30 protein-coding genes are annotated in these 26,722 nt (G+C 64.1%); 27 read left to right on the top strand and 3 right to left on the bottom strand.

The features are described 5' to 3' along the window. The first annotated feature begins 3 nt into the window (after nucleotides 1–3). The 10 genes from ACSF9G_RS04260 (at nucleotide 4) to ACSF9G_RS04215 (ending at nucleotide 9,657) form a co-directional block, all read left to right on the top strand. Entirely contained in the window at nucleotides 4–1,227 is a 1,224-nt protein-coding gene (locus ACSF9G_RS04260; RefSeq protein WP_436638731.1) for an NAD(P)/FAD-dependent oxidoreductase, read from the top strand. A 198-nt stretch (nucleotides 1,228–1,425) separates the two neighbouring features. After that, nucleotides 1,426–2,517, top strand: a complete 1,092-nt coding sequence (locus ACSF9G_RS04255) for an AraC family transcriptional regulator (RefSeq protein ID WP_436638728.1) — start codon at nucleotides 1,426–1,428, stop codon at nucleotides 2,515–2,517. A gap of 24 nt (nucleotides 2,518–2,541) precedes the next feature. Next, nucleotides 2,542–2,979 (top strand): cupin domain-containing protein, encoded by a 438-nt coding sequence (locus tag ACSF9G_RS04250; protein ID WP_436638724.1) that lies wholly within the window; start codon nucleotides 2,542–2,544, stop codon nucleotides 2,977–2,979. A gap of 355 nt (nucleotides 2,980–3,334) precedes the next feature. After that, on the top strand, nucleotides 3,335–4,507 hold the full coding sequence (locus ACSF9G_RS04245) for an ABC transporter substrate-binding protein (RefSeq protein ID WP_436638722.1): 1,173 nt from the start codon (nucleotides 3,335–3,337) through the stop codon (nucleotides 4,505–4,507). A gap of 38 nt (nucleotides 4,508–4,545) precedes the next feature. Further along, nucleotides 4,546–5,463, top strand: coding sequence for a branched-chain amino acid ABC transporter permease (locus ACSF9G_RS04240; RefSeq protein ID WP_436638720.1), 918 nt, complete (start codon nucleotides 4,546–4,548; stop codon nucleotides 5,461–5,463). Continuing rightward, nucleotides 5,460–6,455, top strand: a complete 996-nt coding sequence (locus ACSF9G_RS04235; protein WP_436638718.1) for a branched-chain amino acid ABC transporter permease — start codon at nucleotides 5,460–5,462, stop codon at nucleotides 6,453–6,455. The genes ACSF9G_RS04240 and ACSF9G_RS04235 overlap by 4 nt, the downstream gene beginning before the upstream one ends. Beyond that, entirely contained in the window at nucleotides 6,452–7,219 is a 768-nt protein-coding gene (locus ACSF9G_RS04230; RefSeq protein ID WP_436638716.1) for an ABC transporter ATP-binding protein, read from the top strand. The genes ACSF9G_RS04235 and ACSF9G_RS04230 overlap by 4 nt, the downstream gene beginning before the upstream one ends. Beyond that, nucleotides 7,213–7,908 carry an ABC transporter ATP-binding protein gene (locus ACSF9G_RS04225; protein WP_436638714.1) on the top strand — a complete coding sequence of 232 codons (696 nt, stop codon included), beginning with the start codon at nucleotides 7,213–7,215 and terminating at the stop codon, nucleotides 7,906–7,908. The genes ACSF9G_RS04230 and ACSF9G_RS04225 overlap by 7 nt, the downstream gene beginning before the upstream one ends. 49 nt (nucleotides 7,909–7,957) lie before the next feature. Next, nucleotides 7,958–8,419 carry a cupin domain-containing protein gene (locus ACSF9G_RS04220; RefSeq protein WP_436638712.1) on the top strand — a complete coding sequence of 154 codons (462 nt, stop codon included), beginning with the start codon at nucleotides 7,958–7,960 and terminating at the stop codon, nucleotides 8,417–8,419. A 2-nt stretch (nucleotides 8,420–8,421) separates the two neighbouring features. Continuing rightward, nucleotides 8,422–9,657 (top strand): flavin-dependent oxidoreductase, encoded by a 1,236-nt coding sequence (locus ACSF9G_RS04215; RefSeq protein WP_436638710.1) that lies wholly within the window; start codon nucleotides 8,422–8,424, stop codon nucleotides 9,655–9,657. A 337-nt stretch (nucleotides 9,658–9,994) separates the two neighbouring features. Here the strand turns inward: ACSF9G_RS04215 and ACSF9G_RS04210 are convergent, their stop codons facing one another. Continuing rightward, nucleotides 9,995–10,645, bottom strand: a complete 651-nt coding sequence (locus ACSF9G_RS04210; protein ID WP_436638708.1) for a carboxymuconolactone decarboxylase family protein — start codon at nucleotides 10,643–10,645, stop codon at nucleotides 9,995–9,997. 573 nt (nucleotides 10,646–11,218) lie between these two features. On the opposite strand from ACSF9G_RS04210, the gene ACSF9G_RS04205 reads away from it, so the two are divergent. The 17 genes from ACSF9G_RS04205 (at nucleotide 11,219) to ACSF9G_RS04125 (ending at nucleotide 25,106) form a co-directional block, all read left to right on the top strand. Further along, nucleotides 11,219–12,445, top strand: coding sequence for an acyl-CoA dehydrogenase family protein (locus ACSF9G_RS04205; protein WP_436638706.1), 1,227 nt, complete (start codon nucleotides 11,219–11,221; stop codon nucleotides 12,443–12,445). Between the two features lie 45 nt (nucleotides 12,446–12,490). Beyond that, nucleotides 12,491–13,006 (top strand): flavin reductase, encoded by a 516-nt coding sequence (locus ACSF9G_RS04200; protein WP_436638704.1) that lies wholly within the window; start codon nucleotides 12,491–12,493, stop codon nucleotides 13,004–13,006. Nucleotides 13,007–13,033: 27 nt separating this feature from the next. Continuing rightward, nucleotides 13,034–14,098, top strand: a complete 1,065-nt coding sequence (locus ACSF9G_RS04195) for a quinone oxidoreductase family protein (protein ID WP_436638702.1) — start codon at nucleotides 13,034–13,036, stop codon at nucleotides 14,096–14,098. Between the two features lie 113 nt (nucleotides 14,099–14,211). Next, entirely contained in the window at nucleotides 14,212–15,261 is a 1,050-nt protein-coding gene (gene dctP, locus ACSF9G_RS04190; RefSeq protein WP_436638700.1) for a TRAP transporter substrate-binding protein DctP, read from the top strand. Nucleotides 15,262–16,088: 827 nt separating this feature from the next. Beyond that, on the top strand, nucleotides 16,089–16,919 hold the full coding sequence (locus ACSF9G_RS04185; protein ID WP_436638698.1) for a Crp/Fnr family transcriptional regulator: 831 nt from the start codon (nucleotides 16,089–16,091) through the stop codon (nucleotides 16,917–16,919). Nucleotides 16,920–17,131: 212 nt separating this feature from the next. Next, nucleotides 17,132–17,473, top strand: a complete 342-nt coding sequence (locus ACSF9G_RS04180) for a YHS domain-containing protein (RefSeq protein ID WP_436638696.1) — start codon at nucleotides 17,132–17,134, stop codon at nucleotides 17,471–17,473. After that, entirely contained in the window at nucleotides 17,466–17,786 is a 321-nt protein-coding gene (locus ACSF9G_RS04175) for a DUF5676 family membrane protein (RefSeq protein WP_436638694.1), read from the top strand. The genes ACSF9G_RS04180 and ACSF9G_RS04175 overlap by 8 nt, the downstream gene beginning before the upstream one ends. A gap of 155 nt (nucleotides 17,787–17,941) precedes the next feature. After that, nucleotides 17,942–18,652, top strand: a complete 711-nt coding sequence (locus ACSF9G_RS04170) for a Spy/CpxP family protein refolding chaperone (protein ID WP_436638692.1) — start codon at nucleotides 17,942–17,944, stop codon at nucleotides 18,650–18,652. Between the two features lie 133 nt (nucleotides 18,653–18,785). Further along, on the top strand, nucleotides 18,786–20,096 hold the full coding sequence (locus tag ACSF9G_RS04165) for an APC family permease (protein ID WP_436638690.1): 1,311 nt from the start codon (nucleotides 18,786–18,788) through the stop codon (nucleotides 20,094–20,096). 120 nt (nucleotides 20,097–20,216) lie between these two features. After that, complete coding sequence (locus tag ACSF9G_RS04160) at nucleotides 20,217–20,594, top strand: hypothetical protein (RefSeq protein ID WP_436638688.1); 378 nt, start codon at nucleotides 20,217–20,219, stop codon at nucleotides 20,592–20,594. Between the two features lie 404 nt (nucleotides 20,595–20,998). After that, nucleotides 20,999–21,721, top strand: a complete 723-nt coding sequence (locus ACSF9G_RS04155) for a hypothetical protein (RefSeq protein ID WP_436638686.1) — start codon at nucleotides 20,999–21,001, stop codon at nucleotides 21,719–21,721. A 1-nt stretch (nucleotide 21,722) separates the two neighbouring features. Then, on the top strand, nucleotides 21,723–22,082 hold the full coding sequence (locus ACSF9G_RS04150; protein ID WP_436638683.1) for an SHOCT domain-containing protein: 360 nt from the start codon (nucleotides 21,723–21,725) through the stop codon (nucleotides 22,080–22,082). A gap of 246 nt (nucleotides 22,083–22,328) precedes the next feature. After that, the gene (locus ACSF9G_RS04145) at nucleotides 22,329–22,715 is read left to right on the top strand and encodes a hypothetical protein (RefSeq protein ID WP_436638681.1); all 387 of its coding nucleotides are present in this window, start codon (nucleotides 22,329–22,331) and stop codon (nucleotides 22,713–22,715) included. 66 nt (nucleotides 22,716–22,781) lie between these two features. After that, nucleotides 22,782–23,345 carry a L,D-transpeptidase gene (locus tag ACSF9G_RS04140; protein WP_436638679.1) on the top strand — a complete coding sequence of 188 codons (564 nt, stop codon included), beginning with the start codon at nucleotides 22,782–22,784 and terminating at the stop codon, nucleotides 23,343–23,345. A gap of 140 nt (nucleotides 23,346–23,485) precedes the next feature. Next, nucleotides 23,486–23,950: a DUF411 domain-containing protein gene (locus ACSF9G_RS04135; RefSeq protein ID WP_436638677.1), complete on the top strand. Its 465-nt coding sequence runs from the start codon at nucleotides 23,486–23,488 to the stop codon at nucleotides 23,948–23,950. Further along, a complete protein-coding gene (locus ACSF9G_RS04130; protein WP_436638675.1) occupies nucleotides 23,950–24,633 on the top strand; it encodes a L,D-transpeptidase in 684 nt (227 codons plus the stop codon). The genes ACSF9G_RS04135 and ACSF9G_RS04130 overlap by 1 nt, the downstream gene beginning before the upstream one ends. After that, nucleotides 24,633–25,106, top strand: coding sequence for a c-type cytochrome (locus ACSF9G_RS04125; RefSeq protein WP_436638673.1), 474 nt, complete (start codon nucleotides 24,633–24,635; stop codon nucleotides 25,104–25,106). Before ACSF9G_RS04130 ends, ACSF9G_RS04125 begins: the two co-directional genes overlap by 1 nt. Nucleotides 25,107–25,136: 30 nt before the next feature. Here ACSF9G_RS04125 and ACSF9G_RS04120 read toward each other — a convergent pair whose 3' ends face one another. Together ACSF9G_RS04120 and ACSF9G_RS04115 are read right to left on the bottom strand one after the other, a co-directional pair. Then, the gene (locus ACSF9G_RS04120; RefSeq protein WP_436638671.1) at nucleotides 25,137–25,574 is read right to left on the bottom strand and encodes a MerR family transcriptional regulator; all 438 of its coding nucleotides are present in this window, start codon (nucleotides 25,572–25,574) and stop codon (nucleotides 25,137–25,139) included. A 124-nt stretch (nucleotides 25,575–25,698) separates the two neighbouring features. After that, nucleotides 25,699–26,436 carry a tetratricopeptide repeat protein gene (locus ACSF9G_RS04115; protein WP_436638669.1) on the bottom strand — a complete coding sequence of 246 codons (738 nt, stop codon included), beginning with the start codon at nucleotides 26,434–26,436 and terminating at the stop codon, nucleotides 25,699–25,701. Nucleotides 26,437–26,722 lie beyond the last annotated feature (286 nt).

Genomic DNA, 26,722 nt, shown 5'->3' with positions numbered 1-26,722 from the left:
CAAATGAGTGCCGGCGTTGTCATCGTGGGAGGCGGGCACGGAGCCTCGCAGCTCGCGGCGAGCCTTCGACAGGAGGGCTATGACGGGCGGGTCGTGCTCGTAAGCGACGAGAATGAGCTGCCCTACCACAAGCCCCCGCTGTCGAAGACGTTTTTGAAGGCCGCGGAGCCTGCCGCCCAGATGCTGCGGCCAGCGGCCTTCTATCGCGACAAGACCATCGACCTTGAACTCGGCGTGCGCGTCGATGCGATCGAACGCCCGGAAAGCCGCGTCCGGTTGAGCGATGGCAGGACAATTCCCTTTGGCCATCTTGTTCTTGCCACCGGCGCGCGGCCGCGCGTGCCGCCGCTTCCGGGCGTGGATCTCCAAGGGGTTCTGCCGCTGCGGTGTTTCGCGGACGCCGGCGTCATTCGCGAGGCCCTGGTGGACGCCAACGCGGTTGCCGTGATCGGTGGAGGCTTCATCGGCATGGAGATCGCTCACACGCTTTCAGCGCTGGGTCGGGCCGTGACGGTGTTCGAGATGAGCGACCGTGTGCTCGGGCGTTCCGTCGCGCCGTCCGTGTCTTCTTGCCTTATGGCTCGGGCGAACGCTTCAAGTCTCGATGTGCGCACGCGTTGTCACGTGTCGGCGATGGAGGGCGACAGCGGTCATGTCCGCAACATACGCCTGTCGGACGGAACGCGCTTGCATGTCGATCTCGTCATCCTCGGGACGGGCGTCGTGCCGAACAGCGAACTGGGAGCGGTGGCAGGCCTTCGCACCGACGACGGCATCGTCGTGGACGAGGCCTTGCGCAGTTCGGATCCCCACATCCTGGCGATAGGCGACGTGGCCCGGTATCACCATGCGCACGCCCAGCGCTCAGTCCGACTGGAGTCGGTGCAGAACGCGAATGACCAGGCGCGTCATGCAGCGCGCACCATCGTGGGGCGGCCCGCTCCCTATTCGGAGGTGCCCTGGTTCTGGTCGGACCTGGGCGATACCAAGCTGCAGATAGCTGGTCTGTCCATCGGAGCGGATCGATGGGTGCTATCCGGCGAGCCGGAGGTCGCTGAGTTTTCGGTCTGGCACTTCACAGGGCCGCGTCTTGTGGCGGTCGATTCACTCAATCGTGCGGCGGATCACATGATCGCCAGACGCCTGCTTGCGGCAGGGATCAGTCCGGCGGAAGAGGACATTCATGCCGGAAAGGATCGCTTGAAGGAACTGGCGGCCGGAAATTAGCGTCGACACCGGGGCGCCAAGACCAAGTGCTTCCGGCTCTTGTTTGCACCACTTGTATCCTAGGGGCATTTTTGCGCACCATCTCGGCTCGAGACCGGAACCGCGCGCCTATCGGGCAACATCTTTGTCCGGCAGCTTATGCGCTGCGTCTTCTCCGCTTGTTTTGACCGTGACTAGTATCGGAGCGTGGTCGGGGGCATGACAAACTTGGGCGAGCCTGACGGGCGTGGGGAGCCGCTACGCGCCCACCGGCTGTTTCGAACGCGCGATCTTGACGAGGCACGGGCCAATGTCTCCCGCAGTTTCTGCCCGCACAGGCTGGAAGGCATCGGAGCGATGCGGGGCTTCGATACCGTGCACAACAAGGCGAGTGGCCGCGCCCTGTCCTTGAACTATCTGCGCTATGGCGCGGAGGTGCGGATCGATCCGGGCGATCTCGACGATTTCTACCTCATCCAGTTTCCGTTGCGCGGCAAGGCGCTGGTGGTCAATGGCGGACACGAGGTACTTTCTCACGAAAGCCAGGCGGTTATCCTGAATCCCTCGCTGCGTAGTCGGCTTGAATGGCAGGCGGGGTGCGAGAAACTGATCGTTCAGGTCGGCCGAAAGGCGTTGCAGATGGTTGCCGAGGATCTGATCGGCCACCGTCTCGAACGGCCGATCGTCTTTTCACCCGCCATCGACGGAACCCGTCCGGAGGTCGCGGGCTGGGCGCGCGCGCTGCGCTCCTGCATGATGGCGGCGGAGCGGGGCGCTGACCGGTGGGGCGAGGGGAACCGCCACCAGGCGGTTCTCGAAGAACAGCTGATCGCCCGGTTCCTGATATGCCAGCCCAGCGTCATCCAGCATTTCTTCGAGGAGGGCGCCATGCAAGAGGCACCCTCCCGACATGTTCGTCGGGCGCGGGCCTTCATACACGCGAACCTGGTGGAACCTCTCACTCTGTCGCGGATCAGCAAGGCGGCAGGATGCAGCATTCGCGCGCTGCAGCTCGCTTTTCGCAATCATCTTGGCTGCACTCCTACCCAGTATCTGCGCGACGAGCGGTTGCGGCTTGCGCATTATCATTTGCAGACGGCGCCAGAAGGAACGCTCGTCGGCGACATCGCGTTTGACGTGGGCTTTTCGCATCTTGGGCGTTTTTCCATCGATTACCGCCGGGCCTTCGGTCAGGCCCCAAGCGCGACGTTGCGCCGTTCTCGACCGGTCGCGCTGAATTTTGCGCATTCTGGACAGTCGCCCACGAAGCGCGACGTTACCCTAGGGCAAAGAAAACAAAGCTCAGAATAACAGAAGCCCAATGGGAGCAAGAGGATGTCGGAAACGGTTGGAATCACGCGCGCTGACGAGGGTATCGACGGGGTCTCTTGGACGGTCGTAGGGCAGACCTACACACCAAAGCTGCACACCGAGAATGCCATGATCTGGCACGCGCATATTCCCAGCGGTACCTTTGTGCCGCCGCATATTCACCCCACCCAGGATGAGTGGATCTGCGTCATGGACGGCCAGCTCGAGGTCGAGTGTGGGGATGACGTCCACAAGGCCGGACCAGGCGACACGGTCCGCATGCCGATGGGGATCGTTCATGCCATCTACAACCGGTCCGGCGCGGTCGCGAACGTCGTGTTCGGTGTCGCACCGTCGCGAAAGCTCTATGCCCTGTTCGGCGAATTGGACGGTCTGACCGATCCAGAGGAGCTTGCGCGCATCTCAGCGTTGCATGAGGTCGACTTCCTGCCGCCGGCGTAATGCGCGCAGCGCGCCCGAAGACTTTCCCCTTTCGCCACTGACGCCAGGCCCGGCGCGATCGGGCACGTTCTTGGTCGCGGAAGGTGAGAGGGACGAAATCTCGCGACACGACCGGGAGCCCCCGGCGAGCGGGGGCGTAAGAGAAGAGACGCCAGTTCCGTTTCCGTCGATACGAACGGCCCGGCAACTACGGGGCGTGCCCGATGGCATTCGCCGATAAGACGCAGGACCACGCCTGAACGGGGTTTTCGGACTCCGGATGGGCCGCCGCATGCCCACCATCAGCGCTGAGTCCGGAGGGCCAGCTGAGCGCTGCTAAGGGGCGAAGACAAAACGACATCAAGAGGAGGAAAGCATGACTTTCGCAAAACGTATCGCACCGGCACTGCTTGTGGCCGGGACCGCCTTTTCCGTACCGGCGTTGGCCTCCGCGGAGGAGGTGAAAGTTGGCCTTATATTTACCCTCTCGGGGCCGGCCGCGGCGCTCGGGGAGCAGGGGCGCAACGGGTTTCAACTCGCCGTCGACGAATTGGGGGGGCTTGGCGGCCTGGATGTCGCGCTCACCGTGGTCGATGACGAGCAGAAGCCCGATATCGCGGCCGGTCGGGCGCGCGAACTGGTGGAGCGCGAGGGCGTTGACTTCGTCGTCGGCCCCATCTTCTCCAACATTCTTCAGGCGATCTTTCGGCCGGTGACGGAGGGCGGGGCGTTTCTCGTCAGCCCGAATGCAGGAACCTCCAACTATGCCGGCAGCGAATGCCATCCCGACTTCTTCGTAACCTCCTACCAGAACGATCAGGTGCATGAGGTCATGGGCGCCTATGCCGAGCGAGAGGGCTATAAGTCCGTCATCCTGATGGCGCCAAATTACCAGGCTGGTCGTGATGCGCTGGCAGGGTTCAAGAACAGCTACCGTGGCACGGTGATGAACGAGCTGTTCACGCCGATGGGGCATTTCGACTTCTCGGCCGAATTGGCCCAGGTCGCGGCCTTGCGACCGGAGGCGGTCTTCGCCTTCATGCCGGGCGGCATGGGGGTCAATCTCGTTCGCCAGTACGAGCAGGCCGGCCTCAAGGAGATTCCGTTCCTTTCGGCCTTCACCGTGGACGAAAGCACGCTGGACGCGCAGAAGAGTTCGGCGAAGGGCATGCTGGCCGGGGCGAATTGGGCGCCGGATATGGACAATGACGCGTCTCGGCAATTTGTGCGGGCCTATGAGGAGCGTTTCGGCGCGATCCCCGGAACCTACGCGATGCAGGCCTACGACGCGGCGTTGCTGATCGATTCCGCGATCCGCTCTGTCGGGGGCGACTTGTCCGATCGGGACGGCTTGCGCGAGGCTTTGCGCAAGGCGGACTTCGAAAGCCTGCGTGGGAGTTTCAGCTTCGGCGAGAACCACTACCCGATTCAGGATTTCTACCTGACCGGCGTGGTTCAGCGCGAGGACGGACGCTTCCATACATCCATCGTCGAGCGGATCTTCGATGACTATCAAGATCGCTACGTGAGCGAGTGCTCCATGCAGTAACGCGGGCTCGGATCACCTCCGCAGAGCAAGGCGACCTCATGACCAGCCTGTTTTTCCTGCAGTTGCTGAATGGCATCCAATTGGGCGTGCTCCTCTTCCTGGTGGCGGCCGGCCTGACGCTGATCTTCGGCATCATGGATTTCATCAATATCGCCCATGGAGCCCTCTACATGGTCGGCGCCTATTTGGCGGCGACCCTGGTAGCTGTCACCGGAAATTTCTGGATTGGCCTGATGCTGGCGATGCCGGCGGCGCTGCTGTTCGGTCTTGTCCTGGAGGTGACGCTCTTCAGCCGCCTTTATCATCGCTCGCATCTTGACCAGGTGCTCGCAACCTTCGGGCTGGTCATGATCGTCAATGAAAGCGTGCGGCTGATTTGGGGCGCTTCGCCCCTATCGGTGCCGATGCCGGACGCCTTGTCCGGCTCGGTTCCGCTCTTCGGAATGATCCAATATCCGGTCTATCGCATCGCGATCATCCTTGTCGGCTTCGCCATCGCGATCGGACTTGCCACCCTGATCAACCGGACGCGAGCCGGGATGTTGCTGCGTGCTGGCGCTTCCAACAGCGCGATGGTGTCGGCGCTCGGATTCAACATCAAGCGGCTGTTCACGGTGGTCTTTGCGCTCGGTGCGATGCTTGCCGGCTTCGCCGGAGCAATCGTGGCACCGGTCCTGTCAGTTCACCCGGGTATGGGCGAAAGCATGCTCATCTTGGCCTTCGTGGTCATCGTGATCGGGGGGATCGGCTCGATTCGCGGGGCGTTTCTCGCCGCGTTGCTGGTTGGCGTCGTCGATACGCTCGGCCGGTCTTTCGGTCCGGTTCTCCTGCAATGGGTGCTGACCCCGTCGGCGGCCTCGACAACCGGTCGGATGCTGGCCCCCATGCTCGTCTATCTTCTGATGGCGCTTGTGCTCACCGTGCGCCCGACCGGTCTTTTCGGGAGGAGTGCATGAGCGTCGCCACTCCCCTGTCGGTGTCGAGGGGGCGTCTCGCATCGCGCACGGGCGCGGCATGGATAATCTTCGCGCTGCTGGCGGTCACGCCGGCTGTCGTAACGCTGGCCGGCGACCCGTACCTCACCCTGACCTTTTCGCGCATTCTCATCTTCGCCATTGCCGCGATTTCGCTCGATCTCGTCATGGGCTACGGCGGGCTCGTCACCCTTGGACATGCAGCGAATATCGGGTTCGGGGCCTACGCGGTCGCGGTCCTGTCGCGCCACGGCATCACCGATCTCGGCCTTCAGATGCTGGGCGCCATCGTTCTCGCAGGAAGCTTCGCTGCCGTTACCGGCGCCATCGCTCTGCGCACGCGGGCGGTCTACTTCATCATGATAACGCTGGCCTTCGGCCAGATGGCCTATTTCTTCTTCGTGTCTTTGTCGGCCTATGGCGGCGACGACGGCGTGGCGTTGTCCGGCCGTTCGACGATCTTCGGCAGCTCACTGTTGGAAAACGACGTTGCCTTCTACTACGTCGCGTTGGCGTTGCTCGGGCTCGTCTATCTGTTCAGTTTGCGCCTTGTTTCTTCGCGTTTCGGTCGTGTGCTGACCGGTACGCGAGAAGACCGGCTGCGGATGCAAGCGATCGGTTTTCGGCCGTTCGGCTACCAGCTTCTCGGCTTCGTGATCGCAAGCTGCATTGCGGCGATCGCGGGCGTTCTGCTGGCCAACCAGACGGAATTCGTGTCGCCGGCCTATATGTCCTGGCATCGCTCCGGCGAATTGCTCGTGATGGTGGTTCTCGGCGGCATGGGGACCTTGCTCGGGGGTGTCGCCGGCGCCATCGTCGTGTTGCTTCTTGAAGAGGGGCTGTCGACGTTCTCCAGCCATTGGCTGCTCGGCCTCGGCGTCGTGCTGCTGGCCGTCGTGCTGTTCTCGCCTTCCGGTCTTGCCGGGCTCGCCCAACGTCTTGTGGGGCGCGGCGAGAGGGAGGGGCGGCCATGAGCGCGCTTCTTTCCATTCAGGGGCTGCGCAAATCCTTCGGTGCCCTGCAAGTCACCGATGGGATCGACCTCGATATCGAAATGGGCGAGGTCCACGCCATCATCGGACCGAATGGGGCCGGAAAGACGACCGTCGTATCCCAACTTTCCGGCCAGCTGATGCCCGATGCCGGCAAGGTGATATTCGACGGGCGCGATATCACCCGGCTCGACATGGCCGGACGCGCACGGCTCGGCATTTCCCGCTCCTTCCAGATTACGCGCGTGCTCGAGGGCTTTTCGGTGCTGGAGAATGTGGCGCTTGCCGTGCAAGCGCGGTCCGGATCGAGTCTGCGTTTCTTCGCCGATGCGGCCTGCGAGAGGGAACTGAACGCCGTCGCGTTGGAATGTCTGGTCCGGGTCGGCCTCGATCACCGCGCGCAGGAGCGGGCCAGCCACCTTTCGCATGGCGAGCATCGCCAGCTTGAATTCGCCATTGCGTTGGCTTCGCAGCCTCGCCTGCTCTTGCTCGACGAGCCGTTTGCCGGGTCGGGGCGCGAGGAGGCGGATATCCTGCTGAGCTTGATGCGGAGGCTCAAGGGGCAGCAAACGATCCTTTTGATCGAGCATGACATGCAGGCGGTGTTCTCGCTGGCCGACCGTGTTTCGGTCCTCGTTTACGGCGCACTGATTGCGACCGGCAGGCCAGATGAGATCCGGGCCGATCCCCAGGTCCGCTCCGCTTATCTCGGCGCGGAGGAAACGGGAGGGGCCGTCGGATGCTGATCCTCGAGAAGCTACAAAACGCGTACGGAACCAGTCGGGTGCTCTTCGATATCTCCTTCGAAGTGCAGACTGGAGAGGTGGTTACGCTTCTGGGCCGTAACGGCATGGGTAAGACCACGACCATCAAGTCGATCTTCGGCCTTCTGCCGCCACGCGGCGGACGCGTCATTGTTGCGGGGCGCGATATGACGGGCGCCGCTCCGCATCATATCGCCGCGGCCGGGCTCGGGCTGGTGCCCGAAGGGCGCCAGATATTTCCCAATCTTACGGTCGAGGAAAACCTCGTAGCGACCTCGCGTGGGGGGCGTACAGGGCGTTGGTCGCTCGATCGCGTCTATGGACTGTTCCCGCGTCTGCAAGAACGGCGCAGCAACATGGGCAACCAGTTGTCGGGCGGAGAGCAGCAGATGCTCGCGATCGGCCGGGCGCTGATGACCAATCCGCGTCTTGTTGTGCTCGACGAAGCAACCGAGGGACTTGCGCCCCTGATCCGTGAGGAGATCTGGGCTTGTCTTGCCAGGCTCAAAGCCGAGGGCGAGGCGATCCTGGTGATCGACAAGAATGTCGACGCGCTCGCCCGGCTCGCCGATCGCCATGTGGTGATCGAGAAGGGGGAGGTGAAATGGACCGGTCGAACGGTCGAGCTTCTGGCAAAGCCTGAAATTCGAGAGCGGTATCTGCAGGTTTGAAGGCGCGGTGCAAGCGCCGCGTATCTGCGGCAGTGGTGAGGAGACAGAGATGATGACGATGGCAGCGGGTATTACGTCCTCGGGGACGGGGATCGACGATGTGATCTGGAGCGTGCTTGGGCAGATCTACGTGCCGAAACATCGCTCCGGCACGTCGTTTTCGTGGCACGCGACCCTGCCGCCGGGCACCTTCGTACCGCCGCATATTCATCCGACGCAGGACGAATTCCTCTATGTCCTGGAAGGGCGTTTCGATCTCTGGCTCGATGGCGAGGATGTGGCTGCCTTGCCGGGCGATGTCGTACGGCTGCCGATGGGACAGGCGCACGGGATCTACAACAAGAGCGAAACAGTCACCAACAAGTGCCTGTTCTGGGTGTCGCCCGAACGGCGTCTCTACGATCTGTTTTGGGCGCTACACAATCTCGGCCCGAACGCCAATCCGGCGGATGTGATGGCTGTGTCGGCCGAACACGAGGTCGATTTCCTGCCGCCGTCCGAGGAGGCGTGAGTATGACAGTTCTCATCGCGGGCGCTGGCATCGGTGGTCTCACCACCGCCTTGATGCTGCATCAGCGCGGCATCAAAGCATGCCTTTACGAAGCTGCGGAAACCGTGCGCGAGATCGGCGTCGGCATCAATATACTGCCGCACGCGATCCGTGAATTGGACGGCTTGGGGCTTCTCGCGGCGCTCGACGAAGTCGGCGTGCGAACCCGTGAATTGCGCTATCTGACGCGCGCCGGGCAGGAGGTCTGGCGCGAGGTTCGCGGAACCGATGCCGGCCACGACGTCCCACAATTTTCGATCCATCGTGGCCGCTTGCAGGCGTTGCTCTACAAGGCTGTTCTGGAGCGACTTGGACCGGATTCCGTTCACACAGGCCGGCGGCTCAGCGGTTTTATCCAGGATGAGGCTGGCGTCACCGCGCATTTCACGGACAGCGCGGGCGGGGGCGAGGGAGAGACGGCGCGTGCGAGCGTTCTCATCTGCGCCGACGGGATCCACTCGGTCGGGCGACGAAGCTTCTACCCCAGCGAAGGGCTTCCGTCCTGGAATGGCGTGGTGATGTGGCGCGGCGCGACGGAATGGCCGGTTTGGCAGGATGGCCGCACCATGGCCATTGCCGGGGGCTTTAGCGGCAAGTTCGTGCTCTATCCGATTGCACCGTCGCACGATGGCCGTCAGTTGATGAACTGGGTGGTGAACATTCGACTGAAGGACCCCCAAACCTCGCCGCCGCCGCCCGATAGTTGGTCGCGTCCGGCAGCGCATGCCCGGGTGTTGCCGTATGCACGGCGTTTCACCGTTCCCAACTTCGACATCGAGAGCCTGGTTCGAGCCACGCCCCAGATTTTCGAATATCCGATGGCCGACCGCGACCCGTTGCCTCGCTGGAGTTTCGGATACGTCACGCTGCTGGGGGATGCTGCACATCCGATGTATCCGGTCGGTTCGAACGGAGCGAGCCAGGCGATTCTCGACGCTCGGTGCCTCGCCGATTGTCTTAAGTCCGCGGAACATCCCCGTGCCGCACTCTGGCAGTACGAGCAGCAGCGCCTGCCGGCGACGGCCGAAGTCGTGGCGCTGAACCGGGGTGGTGGGCCGGAGCGCGTCATCGATGAGGTCGAGAAACGCGCACCTGCCGGCTTCGAGAATATCGATGACGTGTTGTCGGAGGCCGATCGGCAGGCACTGGTGCGCGGCTATGCGCAGACGGCGGGCTTCCACGCGGTTCGCCGGGTGTGAGGCTGGAACTGTTTTGCCCGATGTTTTGATGGAGCATCCCTGTCGCCGAGATAAAAAGATACGGCACGTGTCAGTCCGGCGGACGGGGACATTCCGGCCGGAAGTGAACTCTTGAAGGAACTGGCGGCCGGACATTAGCGCCGACACCGGGGCGCCAAGACCAAGCGCTTCCGGCTGCGTTGCTCCATCTTCGGTCCCTGTTCGCGGAACGGGCTTAGGCCGCGTGCCATGATACAACGGCGTCATGCCGACGCGGTTTTACCCGACGCAGATGATCGACGCGGTCTTGGTCTGGCGCGCTTACGGCTTTGCAGTGGTCAGGCGGCGATCCGTACCGTCACGGGATTCCGGGATGGGGGAGGGCGGCGGCGGCAATGTCCAGAACCTGCAGCAACTGGCGGCGACCGGCGCCAAGGCCCACCGCAGCGTCCAGATGTAGGCGTAAGCCGGGGCCGTATCGCTGCGCCGGCATCGCATCGAGCGCGATGCAGATCATCTCGATCTGCACCGGAGTGAGCGCCTCTTCCTGCCATGCCACGGCCATGGACGGGAAGAAGCTTTCGAAGGCGCGCGGCGACTGCCGGAGCAGGGATTTCAGGAACCCGGGAACCTGCGCGTCGAGCTGTTTCCAGATGCGGCGATCACCGACATGCCTGTCCCAGATCTCCTGTTGTGCCCGGGACAGGGGCGCGTCGGCCTCCGGTCCGTGGCAAACCGCGTCGACAAGGCGCGAGCCTTCCATCAGCGCGTGGACGCCGACACCGGAGACGAGCACGACGGCAGTGTGCAATTGTGCGGGAGTCGCGCCGGCTTGCAGAGCGGTCCGCGCGGTGCTGCGCGAAAGCTGGGGGTGCAAGGCAAACGGCGAACTGGCCAGCGCGAACCTGACCAGGGCCGCATCCAGATCCGACAGGGCCTGTCCGTCGGAAACCGAGGCGAGGCGGTCCTGCACCATTTGCTTCAACGCATCGAGGCTCAGTCCGTCCATTGCAGCGGCCACTCCGTTTCCTCGGCCCTATGTCCGCTCCGCATCAGCCGCGACATCGCCGGTTGAAAGCAATATGCTTTAGGTCTGAATTATATTGCTTCAGAGCTAAATCATATCGGCGCGCTGGCGTCAAACGACGGCCAACTGAGTAAAGGGGCCGCTGGCGGGCGACCGGGCCCCGGCGATCGACCATGTGTCGCCCCAGGCGGTTATGTCGGGTGCCATGATCGTCGTCGTTCCCGGAGCTGGGTTTGAACGGGTCGTGGCATATCGGCGGAAAATAGTACAAAAAACAGTGTGCTGATCGCCTTGAGGTGCCTGCTGCTTCACCGTGCGGGCAGGTGCCACGGGCTCGTCACCGCGCTTGACGAGGGGGCGGTGCGCAGCTGTCGCCCCCTATCGGGTTTCGCTTCCATCGTCGTTGCCCAAACGCCGGTCCGGGGCGCGGAGTGGTGGCGCTGCGGATTGTGCGGTACGGTCTCCGACCAATTATTATATCTCTAAAATAATTCTTGACCGGCGACCCGCCGGTTTCTAGCGTAGCCGTCGCGTCGAGATCGCAGGAGGTTGTCAATGACGATGCATGCTGCCGCTCCGAAACCGGGGTCCGAGGCGGAAATCTGGACCGAAGACCGCCTGCAGATCCTGGAGTCGGCGCGCGCGCTCGGCGGTGCCATCCGGGCGGCGGCAGACGAGATCGACGCCAGTCGGGGCGTGCCTGCGCATATCGTCGAGGCGCTTTCGCAGGCCGGCGTGTTCCGGATGTCGTTTCCCCGTAGCTGGGGAGGGCCCGAGATGACGCCGGCCCATCAGTTCGAGGTAATCGAGGCGATCTCGCAAGCCGACGGATCCACCGGTTGGTGCGCCTATATCGGCGCCAACGGGGGATACTTCACCGCCTATCTGGACCAGGACGAGGCGCGGTCGATGTTCCCCACGCCGGAGAGCATGGATGCTGCAACCGGCGGCGTGCCGACGCCGATCGGGACGGCAGAGGTCGCCGACGGCGGCTACGTCATCTCGGGGCGGTGGTCGTTCGGCAGCGGCATTCGGCACTCGAAGTGGTTCGTGGTCGGCGCCCTCGTGCGACAGGACGGGAAGGTCGTCCTGGACGACGCCGGCCAGCCGCGCGCGATCGCTGCTTTCCTGCCGACCTCGGACATCGAGATCCACGACACCTGGAACGCGACGGGGCTGCGCGGCACCGGCAGTCACGATTTCGAGGTCCGCTCGAAGTACGTCGCCGCCGAGCGGACGTTCAATTTCTACTCGTCGCCGCCGCGCCGCCCGAGCGCACTCTATGCCTTCCCGAACATCTTCTTCTTCAATCACTCTGCGGTGGTGCTGGGCATCGCCCGGTCCGCGATCGACACGTTCAAGGAACTGTGCCGGACCAAGAAGACGCCGTGGGGGCAACTGGAACGCCAGCCCTTCGCCGTTGACGCGCTGGCAAGGGCAGAGGCCGCCGTCGGCGCGGCCAGGAGCTATGCCCTCGAGACGCTTCGAGACCTCTACGCGTCCCTGGAAACACAGAAGTCCCTGTCGCTTGAGGACGCGGCGCGCTTCCGTCTGACGATCACGCATTGCCACCGGGCCGCGGTCGAGGCCGTCGATCTCGTCTTCAATGCGGCGGGCACCACGGCGGTCAAGGTGCCCAGCACCCTCGACCGGTGCTTCCGCGATGTGCACACGGCCAACCAGCATCTGGTCGCCTCGCCGATGAGCTATTCGATCATCGGCGCGATGATGCTGGGAACCGTGCCCGCCGATCCGCTCTACTTCCCGCCCCGCAAGGGCTGACGCCATCCATCCCGTCATCTGGCCGCACGTGAGGAGGCGAACATCATGAGCATCGATCGAACCGCTTTCCGCACAGCGATGTCGCGCCTCGGCGCCTCGGTGAACCTGATCACCACCGACGGGCCGGCCGGGCGCTACGGCATGATCGCGTCCGCCGTCTGCAGCGTGACCGACGATCCGCCCACGGTACTCGTCTGCATCAATCGAAGCTCGACCAGCTATCGCACGATCCGCGCGAACCGGGTTCTCTGCGTCAACGTCCTGGCGGCAGACCACGAGCCGCTGTCCCGGCGGTTCTCCGATCCGAAACTGTCGGTGGAAGACCGGTTCGCGGCGATGGGGCAGTGGACCAGCCTGGTGACGGGCTCACCTGTTCTTCACGGTGCGTCCGTGGCGCTGGACTGCAAGGTGACGGCCGCGCGCAACGTGGGAACGCATTGCGTGTTCTTCTGCGAGGTCGCGGATGCGCATCTGGCCGGAACCGCGCAGGCACTGATCTACTTCGACAGGACGTACCATCCGCTGACCGCCTGGCAGGCACCGGCTGCCGACGCCTACTGAAACGCGCCGGCCCGGGGAGTTTCGATCATGAAAGCTCTGATCTTTGATGCGATCGGCTCCGAGGCCGACAAGTTCGACGTGGTTGCGCTGCGCGATATTCCCGCCGTTACTCCCGGCCGTCACGAGGTGGTCGTCAAGATGCTCCTGGCGCCGGTGAACTGGTCCGATTTCCTGTTCATCGGAGGGCGATATCCGGAACCGCGCGTGCCGCGCCTGCCGGGGCAGATTGCCGGGATCACCGGCGTCGGCGTGGTGGTCGAAGGTGGCGCGGCCACGCGGATCGCACCGGGAACGGTCGTGTCGTTCAGCCATCCGGGCAGTTGGGCGGACTTCACGTCCGTGCCCGAAGCGGCCCTGATCCCCGTTCCAAAGGGGCTGCCGCTGCACATAGCGGCGCAGATCGGCAATCCGCTGACGGCATGGGACCTCCTGCGCCTGGCCAATCTCGGCCCCGGCGGGACCATCGTGCTCACGGCCGCCTACGCGAACGTGGCGCGCTGCGTCGCGCAACTCGCCGCCCGGTCCGGACTTCGTGTCATCGGCACGGCGCGCAGGCTGTCACCGGAGGGCAGGCCGCCGGGGTATGACGCGGTTCTCGAGCTGTCGGATGAGGGCCTTGAAGCGCCAGGCCAGGCCGACGCAGTCCTGGATCGGGTGATGAGTGCGACGGGCGGTCGGGCGCCGGACGTCATCGTCGATTGCGTGGGAGGGCCGGCGCTCGGGATGCTCGCGCGCGCGCTGGCCCCGTATGGAAAGATCATTACCTACGGGACGCTGACCGGCCGGGATCTCGGCCTCAACAATCCCTTGATGATGTCCAAGTTCCTGAGCCTTCAGGCTTATGGCTACCGGTATTTCTCGACCATGCCGGCGGCGGACGCCCATCATCATCGCCAGGCGCTTGCTGCCCTTACCGAACAACCGTTCTCGCTTCCACCGCCCGCGCACCTGCACGGGCTCGACGACTTCAGGCTGGCCATCGACCGGCATTGCGATGGCGCCCGTCGCGGCAAACAGGTTTTCCAGATCGCGGATCAGGCCGAGATCGAGGAGGCGGCGGCGAAACTGGGCCTCGCGTCGGCCTTCGGCTAGCGCGGGCAATCCGACCGGTCAGGCGCCCGCCAGATGGGATCTATCCGGCGCATCGCGTTGGCGGTTTTGAGCTGAACCGGCGGCACGGGCCGCCGTCTAAAGGGAGAGAAAGCATGTCATTACTGGGCTCCAGCACGTTCACCTGGCGCGCTTTGCGTCGCACTTCGGCCGGGGCTCTCGCTCTGGCGGCGACGACGCTCGGCCTGGCCTCGGCGGCACCGGCGGAGACGGTCATCAAATTCGCCACGACGATGCCCAATGGCAGCGTGATGATGAAGGCGGTCTACCAGCCGTGGATCGACGCGCTGAACGAGGCGGGAAAGGGCGAGTTCGTGGTGGTGCCGCAGGAGCCGCCCTTCGCGGTCACGACGAATGTCTGGGACCGCGTCGTCAGCGGGGTGGCGGACATGGGGTTCGCCATTCTGCCCAATACCGGCGTGCCGTTTCCGCGCAGCACCGTCTCGATGCTGCCGGGACTGGTGGACAACGACACCGAAGCCGGGTCGATCGCGTTCTGGCGGTTGTACGAGCGGGGCCTGCTGGCGGACGAGTTCGACAGCGTCAAGATCATGAACATCGTCGCGCTGCCGCCCGCGGTGCTGGTGTCGAAGGAGCCGATCACCTCGCTCGACCAGCTTGCCGGCAAGAAGGTGCGCGTGCTCGACAAGATCAGCGCGGACGCTGTGGAGGCACTGGGCGGGTCGTCCATCGCGATCCCGTTTTCCGACACCTACCAGGCACTGAGTTCCGGCGTCGTCGATGCCATTTTGGCCAATGGCACGACGCTGCTGTACTACAAGTTCGGTGAGCTGATGACGAAGCAGGTAAACAACGTCTACTTCGGCATGCTGCCCTCGGTGATCTTCATGAACAAGGCGTTCTATGAAAGCCTTTCGCCCAAGGCGAAGGAGATCGTGGACACGTTTGTCGGCGAGGAGTCGTCGCGTCAGATCGGTGCCGCATACACCAAGTTCGAGAGTGAGAACTATGCGACGCTCGGCTCGCAAAACAGCGAATACACTTTCATCGAACTTCCTCGGGAGGAGCGGGATCGCTGGCACGAGGCGATCGAGCCGATTGTGTCCGACTGGGTGAGCGCCACGCCGGACGGCCAGGCGTTGGTGGACGCCTTCAAGGAAGAGTACGCCAAAGCGAAGCAATAGGGGCCGGCCCGGTTTCCTCATCGGCTCCGCGGTGTTCCCCTCGCACGCGCGACCGCGTCACCCCGTGGCAGGCGAACACGTCGGGGGCCGATCAATTGGTCCACGGTTTGATGGTTCAGATCTGGGATCCGATCGAAGACTTCTCGGCCGAACGCGGATCACCGGGTTCGGCCGACCGCCGCGATGAGCCGTATGGCACAGCCGCACCTGCTTCGTCCTTGACATAACCCGTTGATCCACCTCGATTGACTTTGCCGCGATTGCTCCTAATTTCCGAGGTATCCCGCACGGGATGAGTTGTTCGATCCAAGGCGAACGTGTCGATGCTGCGGTTTCTTGTCGGACTGTTGGTTGCCGCCGTCGTGGCTTACGGGGCCTCGGCTCCCGAAGCGCCGCGTGAGCGGGCGGGACCGGCTGTCGTATCGATAATCATGGCCGCGACGAGCATGGCGCCGGTGGCCGGTGGACCGTGGCTGCCGGATCGTGCCGCGCCGTCGACGCATTGTCCGCAATTGACATGCTCCCAAACGTTCGCCGCGGCTCCCGCGCAGACAAAGTTTCCATTCGACAGATCTTCGGCGCTTGCGCCGCAAACGAAAGAGCGCGACCCGCGTTCCATCGTGCTGGATCAAGACCCTCCGGTGCCTCGCCCACTGGCCTGAAGCGCTGATCGGCCGCAGGTCTTTCAAGTCAGAGTACGTCATGGCGTCGCCGCGTGAGCGGCCATTTCCGAGTGACCTCTCGCTCGCGCTCCGCCATGGACGCGGTCTCGTCAGCTGCAGAACCATCTGGTCCCATGCACAACCTCGAATACGGGGAACACGTCTATGACGAGCTCCATCAAGAGATCTATATCCATTCCCGTCGACTGTGATGCCTGCGCGGCGCGCGTCGATGGGCTTTGCGCGCTGTATCGCGCGAACGTATTGCCGTTGCCGGCGCGGTTCCGGGCGGCAGACAAGCGCCTGAAGGCCGGTGAAGACGTCTTCGGCGCCGGTGAGACTTTCGACGGTATCTACAATCTGGTCGAAGGGTGGGTGGCCCTCTACACATTGCTTGACGACGGACGCCGGCAGATCCTCCATTTCGGGCTTCCCGGAGCCGTCATCGGGTTCCAGCCGGACAGCAGGGCGACGACCACCTATGGTGTTCAGGCGCTGATGGACGCGACCTTCTGCTTCATTCCGCGGGACAACCTCGTCCGGCTCGTTCGGGAGTGCCCCGAAATCGCGATGCGGCTTGCGTCGCTGATGTCCCGCGACCGGAGCCTGTCGTTCGGCCATTTGACGAGCATCGGCCGGCATTCGGCGCGCGAACGCGTGTCGCAGCTCCTCCTGGAACTCTTCATCCGCTACAGGTCGCAATGGCCGGGCCATCTCATCGAGGAATTGCGCATGCCGCTGACCCAGGAGCTGATCGGCGACGCGACCGGCCTGACCGGTGTCCACGTCAACCGGGTTCTGCGGGAGCTGAAGCGGGATGGCATCGTCGAGTTCCAATACCGCAGGCTCCGGATACTGGATCCCGACAAACTGGTGCAGGTGGCCAAGATAGACCCGCATCTGCTGGCGCCGTGGGTCAGGACTCAAGAGGACGGCGACGGCACGCGCGCCGGCCCGCATCCGCAGCTCGTAAGGGCGACGCGGGCCGCCGCATGACGACGCAGGACGATCGGCCGTCCGCCGGAGCCGTGCGGCAATTCTCCGACCGGGACGCCAGACCGGTGTCGCTTCCCGCGGAGTGTTTAACTTCCGTCATATCCGGGAGGTCGCCGCCTGTGCCTTTGTAGGCAATCGCACAGGTACGCATGGCATCGTGGCATGGCCGCGTCGTCCGGCCGGTCGCCACGCACCAAAACGGAGGCGCCGAAATGGACGCGTTGGTCTACTTCCTGTTCTGGGCCGCGCTGATATTCGTCATGATGCGGCTCGGCTGCGGTGTCCATGTCATGGGACACGGCGGCCGTGGCGCGCGCACGGGGAAACCTCCGGATGCCAAAGACGCACTGCGCTGGATACCGCCGGAATCGGATGTCGATCCCGTCTGCGGTCGGGTGATCCGTACCGCGGCGGCGAAGTCGTCGATCCATGATGGCACGGTCTACTATTTCTGCTCGCGCGAATGCCGTGAGCGCTTCGAGGCCGCGCCCGACAGCTATCTCGACGCCGACGCCGCGCAAGAGCCGAACCTCGTGGAGCAGTCCGATGGGTGAAACGTCGCCATCGCCCGTCCGTGGCGATGCGGGAACGCCGCTCCGCCTGGCATCCACCCCGCGCATCCCGGTCATGGCGCTTGGTATGAGCCTCGGGCTGTTCCTGGCGATTACCTACGTGCTTTGCGTCGGTTTCGATCTGCTGTTCCCTGGCATGGCCATGTATCAGACATGGCTCAGACTCCTGCCGGGCTTTACCTGGCTAACATGGCCGAGCTTCTTCCTCGGCCTTGTCGAGACGTTCGCATATGGCTGGTTCGTGGCGTTCGTCTTCGGTCCGCTGTTCAACGTCTTCGCCAATCGGTGGGGCTGATGGCGAAGGCCGGCGCGCCGGCTGCGACAGGTCGCGGTGCCGGGGAGGATGCATCCCACGCGGCACTTCTAACCTCAATCAAGGAATTTGCGGTTCTCCGGCCCTAAACACGTGCGACGCCTCTACCGCTGGGGGGCAACAGGCGGCCATCCTCGTTGTCCGGTACCGCCAACAAGAAAAGGAAGTCCACTATGACCAAAGTTTTCGCGACTGCCGCGCTCGCGCTCGCGCTGAACGTGACTGCGTTCGCCCCGTCCTTCGCCCAAATGCCCGGCCAGGGCGGACCGATGATGGGCATGATGGGCGGCGGATGCATGATGGGCCAGAATATGATGTCATCGGGGATGATGGGCCAGGGCATGATGGGCCAGGGTATGATGGGCTCGGGACAGATGGGCTCGGGACAGATGGGCTCGGGACAGATGGGCTCGGGACAGATGGGCCAGGGCGCGACGGGCCAGGGCGCGATGGCCTCGGGACAGATGGGCATGGGCGGTCCCGGTATGATGGGAGGCCCCGGTATGATGGGAGGCCAGCGCGGGATGGCTGCCATGGTCGATGGTCGTCTCGCCTATCTCAAATCTGGACTCGGCATCACCGACGCGCAGGCCGACGCCTGGAACGGTTACGCCGAGGCCGTCAGGGGCCGCGTCGAAGCGATGCGTGACATGCGCGAAAAGATGCCGGAGGCGATGCAGAAAGGAACAGCGCCCGAACGTATGGCCACCCGCATCAGCGGCGTGGAGGCCATGCTCGAGTCGATGAAGGCCGTCCAGCCGGCGACCGAGAAACTCTATTCGGTCCTGACCGACGATCAAAAAGCGATCGCGGACCAGCTCATCGGCAGGGATTGCGGAGCCATGTGACCGCGCCGGCGTTTCCTCCCGAGCGGCCGATCAATCGGAACGGCCGCTCGGATAGGCAGGTGGCGACTCCGCTGCCGGACAAGACCGAGAAAGGGATTGGATCCGATGGCCAGAGAGTTCGCCACCTAGACCCATGCCTTCGACACCAGATGATCGCAGAAAGCCGCGCTACGAAAGCGGTAGCCTGACCCTGACCGGCGCCGTGGCGATGGGAACCGGCGTCATGATCGGCGCCGGGATCTTCGCGCTGACCGGTCAGATCGCCGAGCTGGCGGGCGAATTGTTCCCGCTCGCGTTCGTCGCGGCGGCGATCGTCACCGGTTTCAGCGCCTACTCCTACGTCAAACTGGCGAACGCCTATCCCTCCGCCGGCGGGATCGCGATGTTTTTGGAAAAGGCCTACGGCAAGTCGATGATCACCGGCGCCTGCGCGCTGCTCATGTATTTCTCCATGGTCATCAACGAGAGCCTGGTGGCCCGGACCTTCGGCACCTACACGCTGCAGCTGTTCGATGCGGGCGGCATCGACTGGCTGGTGCCGGCACTCGGTGTCGGCCTGCTGGCCTTCGCTTTCCTGGTCAATATCTCGAGCAACCGCGTCATCCAGACGCTTTCGTTCTTCATGGCCTTCCTGAAGATCGGTGGCGTGGCGGCGTTCGCGGTGGCGGGACTCTGGGTGTCCGGGCTCTCCTTCAAGAGCGTCGGGGTGACGCCGGCGGAGTCCGGGCCCGCCGGTTTTCTCGGTGCCGTGGCTCTCGGGATCCTTGCCTACAAGGGGTTTACGACGATCACCAACAGTGGCGGCGAGATCGTGGAGCCGCACCGGAACGTGGGCCGCGCCATCGTGATCTCCATCGGTATCTGCGTGGTGATCTACGTCCTCGTGGCTCTGGCGGTCGGCGCCAATCTGACCATCGACGAGATCGTCGCCGCGCGGGACTATGCGCTGGCGCAGGCCGCGCGCCCTGCCTTCGGCGACTACGGTCTCTGGTTCACCGTGCTGTTCGCGATCGTTGCGACGGTCTCGGGCGTTATCGCCAGCGTCTTCGCGGTCTCGCGCATGCTGGCGATGCTCACCGAGATGAAACTCGTGCCGCACAGCCATTTCGGCATGCCGGGCAGCATCCAGAAGCACACGCTGGTCTATACGATCGTCGCGGCGATGATGCTGACGGTATTCTTCGATCTCGGGCGCATCGCCACGCTCGGCGCGATCTTCTACATCGTCATGGACATCGCCATCCACTGGGGCGTCTTTCGTCATCTGCGCAAGGAAATCGGCGCCAACGGTTTCGTTCTCGCCGCCGCCATCGCCCTGGATGCCGTGGTCCTTGTGGCGCTTCTCGTCGTCAAGGCGATGACGGACGTGCTGGTAATCTATGCGGCCGCCGCCGGGATGGTGCTGGTCTTCGCCGGCGAGAGGATGTTTCTGCGTGCGCGCTGATCGCGGGGTTCCGACGAAGAAGCGGCGGCCTCGCGAAGATGTGTGCCGTATAATTGCAATTGGCTTGCCGGTGTTGCCAATTGGTGCAAAGGTTTCGATATGTCACGTGCTCTGGCATATGTGCTGATCCTGGCGGTCGCGATTGCGTCGGGCGTCGTCGCCAATTCGGCGATGGCGGGGGGCGCAAAATTGGCCTCGCCGCTGGCCGGTCCATGCGGACTTGCCGATGCCGCCGACGTCGATGCCGAAGCCATGACGCCGGACGCGAACCGCAAAGCGGCGTTCCAGGAGACCGGCGGCTGCGATCGCATGCGCGCCGGGGGACGTGTCGGCGACGACGGGAACTGCTGTTCGTCCATTTGCCAGACCGGTGCCATGATTGCGCCGGATCTTCCTGTCGTGCGGCGTCAGTCCCGTCACCGGCACGGGCTCCTGGCTGACAGGAACTGGATGCCGGTTCCGGTTGCCGCGTCGGAGCGTCCACCCGGAATATCCTGACCGACTGTCTGCGCGACGGCGTCTGTCTTGTTCGGCTTGCCGCCTACTGAACAACTGCCTTCGCCGTCCGGTTCCGCCTTCTGACAGCGGTCCAGCGCGTCTACCCGACGGGTTGGGAGTGGATTGATGAAAGACTCATACGCAGGTGCCGCCAACGCCATCCCGTTCAACGCCATCCCGGTCAGGGGGTCGGTCGCGCGTATTCGCCAATGCGCGACACGCGCGATCCGCTTCGGAAGATCGGTCCCGAACCGACCGGTCTGGCGCGATTCCGCCAACGGTGGATCGGGGCGGGCGGACGAAGTCGAAATGGAAAGCGCATGTGCGCCGAGAGGGTTCGCGCCGGGTGGCGTGCGAAAACGGTGCGGCGGCATCTTCAATACGCAGCAACAAGGAGTTCAGCCATGAAACGACTGATGACCGCGATAGCCGCGCTCGCCCTAACGACGGGCGTCGGAGGCGCCGTGCTGTTCGCGCCGACCGCCGGGTTTGCGCACGGCCCGCAGCAGGGATCATCCTGGGGAGGGCATGGAATGGGGCCCGGCATGATGAGGGGCGGCCAGGCAGGCCAGCAACGCTGGCATAGCCGTGACGATTGCCCCTACAGCGATCGGAAGCGGCGCGGCTGGAACCGCAACATGAGGGGGCACGGCATGATGGGCGGCGGCAACGGCCAAGGTGGAATGGGCCCCGGCATGATGGGGGGCGGCATGATGGGTGGGGGCGGCATGGGCCCCGGCATGATGGGCGGCGGCAACGGCCAAGGTGGAATGGGCCCCGGCATGATGGGGGGCGGAATGATGGGTGGGGGCGGAATGGGCCCCGGAATGATGGGCCCCGGAATGATGGGCCCCGGAATGATGGGCCAGGGCATGATGGGCCAGGGCATGATGGGGTGGGGCCCAGGCGTGCTGCGGCCGCTGCCCGAGGCATTGTCCGCCGAAGACGTCCGTCAGATGATGGAGCGACGGCTGGACTGGTCGCGCAATCCGAACCTCAAGGTCGGCACCGTCGAGGAAACGGACGACGACACGGTCGAAGCCACCATCGTGACCAAAGAAGGCTCGCTGGTACAGACGTTAGAGATCGACCGGCGAACCGGCTGGATGCAGCCTGCGGGGCAGTGAGATGAGCCGCAGAGCCATTCTTACCGCATGCCTGATGGGCGTGTTTTCGGCGGTTTTCGGTGCCATGGGACCCGTCTGGGCGCAGGGCGGCATGGGGTATTACGGCCACTCTGGATCGCACATGGGATTTGGCGGCGGATTCGGCTGGATCTTCGGACCGCTGTTCATGCTTGCCCTCATCGCGGCGATCGTTGCCGTCATCGTCCTGCTGGTGCGCTGGATCGGGGGCGGTTCCGGCCATGTCCCGCAGCAGGCTCAGCCATCGGGCAAGGCTCCGCTCGACATCCTCAAGCAGCGTTACGCACGCGGCGAGATAGACAAGGAGGAATACGAAGAGCGCCGGCGCGTGCTCGAGGATTAATCCCGTTCGTTGGGGGGCGAAACCGCCTGGCGTTCCGAAAGGACCTGTCCGATTGGAACGTCAGGCGGCCGCCGCCAGACCCACACGGATATTTGGATTGCTGATCGTCTCACCGGGTTCGAGCCGGCAACACATGACGCCGCGACCAGGCACGGGCGATACGGCATCGCCCAAAGTGCGGCACGTATCGCCGCACGTATCGCGGTACGTATTGCAAAACGGGTTCCAAAGCAGTACCGGAGTTCCATGCGCCGTTTTCTGATAGCACTGATAGCTGGAGCGCTGTTGTTCGGCTCGGTTCTCAACGGGGCCGCAATGCAGTTGTCTGTGGCATCAGACCATCAGACGCACGCGTCGGCTGAGCTTGCGGATACGCAGGATGCGGCCGCCGCGTCCACGGACCTTCCCGACCGCGACGGCACATCCGTTCTTGCTCTGCTGGCAGGGGCGTGTTGCGACCGGGACGGCGACACCATCAGTCATGGCCTCTCGCACTGTCACGCGGACTGCGCCGGCCCCTTGCCCCGGTTCGGCGTCGTCTTCCTGCGATCGGAATCCGGCGCAATGCGCGCCGACGTCGAAATGGCCACCCCTTCGCTGACCGACAGCTTCTTCCGCCCCCCGATCGGTTGATTGACACATGAGCGACGCCGTTTGCGAACGGCGTTTCTGTCAGTCCAATCCGTATCGGAGGACGTTGTGCTTTCGCGTCGTTGCTTCGTTGCCGGCGGCATCTGCACCGGTATTCTCGCCGGTCCGTTTGCCGCCAGCGCTCACACCGCCGGGTCGTTTCAACTCGACCCGCGGTTCGCACCGCAGACGGTTCGATACCCGGGCTATGGTTCCGGGACGATCGTGGTCGATATCTCCAACCGGTTTCTCTACCTGTCGCTGGAGGACGACACCGCACGGCGCTACGGCGTCGGCGTCGGTCGGGCGGGGCTGTCTCTGAAGGGAGCGGCAGTCGTCGGCAGGAAGGCCGAATGGCCGAGCTGGCGCCCGACCAGAAACATGGTGCGGCGCAACCCGGAGAAATACGCGCGCTACGCCAACGGCGTGCCCGGCGGACGGAACAATCCGCTCGGCGCACGCGCCCTGTACCTCTATCGGGGCGGACGCGACACGCTCTATCGCATCCACGGCACGAACGAGCCTTCGTCGATCGGCCGATCGGTATCGAACGGCTGCATACGCATGCTCAACGATCACGTGATCGACCTCTACGAGCGCGTGCCGGTGGGAACGCAGGTGGTCGTGCTGTGACGGCGACCTATCACCGCGCGCGAGACCGCCGTTTCGCCGCTCCGAGAACAATCCCCTGGCCCGCCAGGGCCGGGTTCCCCATGCCGTTTCGCCGCCTCCGTCACCCGGACGCGGCATCCCCCATCGAAAGGAAATCCGAAATGAACAAGCTCGTACTTTCCACCATGACCGCATTGGTGCTCGCAGTGACTGCGACTGTCCAGGCAGAGGCGCGCGCCGCCGAGGGACAGAAGGTCATCGTTTTCAAGACACCCTGGTGTAGCTGCTGCGAAGTCTGGACGGAGGCGCTCGCGGCCGAGGGCTACAGCGTAGACGCTCGCAATCTGGAGGATCTGGATCCGATCAAGAGCCAGGCGCGTGTTCCCGAAGCGCTGGAGGCCTGCCACACAGCCACGCTCGACGGTTACGTGCTCGAGGGCCATGTGCCCTTGGAGGCGATCGACAAGTTGTTGAGCGAGCGGCCGAAGGTGATCGGAATCGCGGTTCCCGGTATGCCGATGGGGTCGCTGGGAATGGGCGACGACGAGGACGCCGACTACACGGTCTACTCCTATACCGGCGACGCCGACGTTGCGCCCGCGGTGTTCTACGAGGCGGGCCGGTGATGCAGCAGAACAGTTCGAAGCGGGGCCTGTCCCGACGCGCATTCGTTGTCGGTACGGCAGGCCTCGCGGGGGTGGCGCTGGCCGGGTGCACCAACACGGTGGAGCAGGCCGAACTCGACTCGCCAGCCACGATCAGCCCCTATGCGCGCATGTACGGGCCGGCGCCGGACGAGCAGTTCCCTCTGCCCGCCGTCGACCTAACCGCGGTGCCGGAGAAGTATCTGCGGCGACAGGTCGACTACGAGACGACGGAAACGGTTGGCACCGTCATCGTCGATACGAAGAACTTCTATCTCTACCTGGTCCAGGAGAACGGCAAGGCCATGCGATACGGTGTCGGTATCGGTCGCGAGGGCTTCGAATGGTCCGGCCGTGCCCGTATCGCGTGGAAACGGGCATGGCCCAAATGGACGCCACCGAACGACATGATCGCGCGGCAGCCGGAGCTTGAGCCCTACAGTGCCGCCAACGGCGGCATGGAGCCGGGCCTCAAGAACCCGCTTGGCGCCCGGGCCCTCTACATCTTCCAGGGAACGCGCGACACGCTCTACCGATTGCACGGCACCAGCGAGGAGTGGAGCATCGGCAAGGCGGTTTCCAGCGGCTGCGTCCGGTTGCTCAACCAGGACATCATCGACCTCTACGACCGCGTTCCGATCGGATCGCGGATCCTGGTGACGTGATGTTCGGCAAGCTGGCGGCGATAGCCGTCGCGGCGGCGGTCGCGGCCGGAGCGGTGTTTCTGGGCTGGCAGGATGGTGACAAGCCGGGGGCTTTGTTCCGACCGGACGACGCACAGGTCGTTGCGAGCGGGGAGGCGATCTATGGCACGTATTGCGCGTCGTGCCATGGCACCGACCTGAAGGGCGATGCGAACTGGCGCAGCCGCGACGCCGACGGCTTCCTGCCCGCCCCACCCCACGACGAGACCGGCCATACCTGGCACCATCCCGACGAATTGCTGTTCGCCATCACGAAGTTCGGCGTGGCGAAAGCGTCGGGTTTGGACAACTACCAAACTAAAATGCCTGTCTACGATGGCACCCTGAGCGATGAGCAGATCGTCGCGGTGCTGTCCTATCTCAAGGCGCAATGGCCGGATGCCATCAGGAAGCGGCACGATGAACTGAACGCGAATTACGCCAAGCAGAAATAGCGACAGTCCCGGGCGGGAGCGGGACGGCGTTCATGGTTGGAGAGCGACCGGATCGGCGTGGTCGTCGTCCAGGCATTTGGAGTGGTCGGCCAGCACCTCGATCACCCGGCAGTGCGCGATGTTCCCACCCTCGCATTGCTCGATCATGCGGCGAAGTTCGCGTTTCAGGGAATCGAGGCGCGCAATGCGCTCCTCAATCTGTTCGAGTTGCGCCCGCGCGATCGCATCCGCGCCTTCGCATGGCTGGGTGGGATGATCCACCAGGCCGAGCAACTGACGGATGGCATCGAGGGAGAAACCCAGTTCCCGGGCATGCCGGACAAAGGCCAGCCGGTCGCGATGCGCCGGTTCGTAAAGCCGGTGGTTGCCGGCCGAGCGGTCCGGTTCCGGTATCAATCCGATCTGCTCGTAATAGCGGATCGTCTGGACCTTGCAGCCGGTCTCGCGTGCCAAGTCGCCGATCGTCAATTTGTCTCGACGCGCCGTGCTCACAGAATGTCCTCAAGCGGTCCGGTGGTGAAGCCGACCCGCGAATGTCATGCGACGGCCGCGGGCTTTTCTCCATCGAGATAGGGCGCCGACCCGTCGATCGCTAGTTGACCGAACTCACGGGGCCGTGCGTGTGATCCGCGCCGATCACGTAGTTCCGGTCGGAATGATTGTCCAGGATAGACTGAAGCGCGTCGCGCTGCTGCCTCGTCAGCGTCGGCAGCAGTGCCAGCCATTCGTCTCCCGCTTCCGGGTCGCCGCCGTTCTGCGCAAGTTTCAGCCAGGCGCCCCCGGCGACCACGTCCCGATCGACGTCGCGTCCGGCAACAAGCATCGAGCCGACGATGTGCTCGGCCTCCAGGACGCCGCCTTCCGCCGCCTTCCGGTAGAATTCGAACGCCTTGGCGTTGTCCGTCGCGACGCCTTTGCCGCTCGCGTAGAGAACCGCCAGTTCGTAGGCGGCTCTTGCATGGTTCAGCCGGGCGGCCCGTTCGAATGCCTTCGCGGCGGCGGCAGCGCTGGTCTCGTCGTCCGCCTGCCAGAGCAAGAGCTCGCCCAATTGATACTGTGCGTTGGCGTGGCCGCCCTGGGCGGCCTTCTCGAGCCAGATCCTGGCGCCTTCCAGATCGCGTTTGCCGCCCTGTCCCCTCATGAGCAAAAGGGCGAGCTGGTACTGTGCTTCCGCGTGCCCGCCCTTGGCGGCTTCCTCCAGATACCCCCGCGCAGCACTCATATCGGCCCGGTCCATCGCGGCGATCCCGTCTTCGAAAGGCCCGGCCAAAACGCGCACGGCGCCGACGGCCAGAACCGCCGCCGCCAAAGTCAACTTAAGTAACTTCATGCAACCCTCATCCGACCGTAGACCTGCAATCGCCATTCACGTGCGGCGGCCCTGTCCGTCGTTCAGGACGTGGGAGCCGTGCGGCTGAACGCACTTGTCAGATTGGAGCATCGGCGTTCGCGCGCAAGAGGCCGATTGTCGCTGAGCGCCGGGCGTCGATGAAACCGCTGGCGGTTCCCGGTCGACCGGGCCGATCCGAAAAAGTCAGAGACCCCTTGAACCTCCAAAGGCTAGAGGTCCTATCTTGGGTCGGAACCTCCGAGGAGTAACCGCAAACGGACGGTGC

This window comes from Microbaculum mangrovi, assembly GCF_051390635.1.
GTDB lineage: Bacteria > Pseudomonadota > Alphaproteobacteria > Rhizobiales > Tepidamorphaceae > Microbaculum.
Note: the sequence above shows the minus strand (reverse complement) of the source record. Positions and strands in the feature narration are given on the sequence as shown.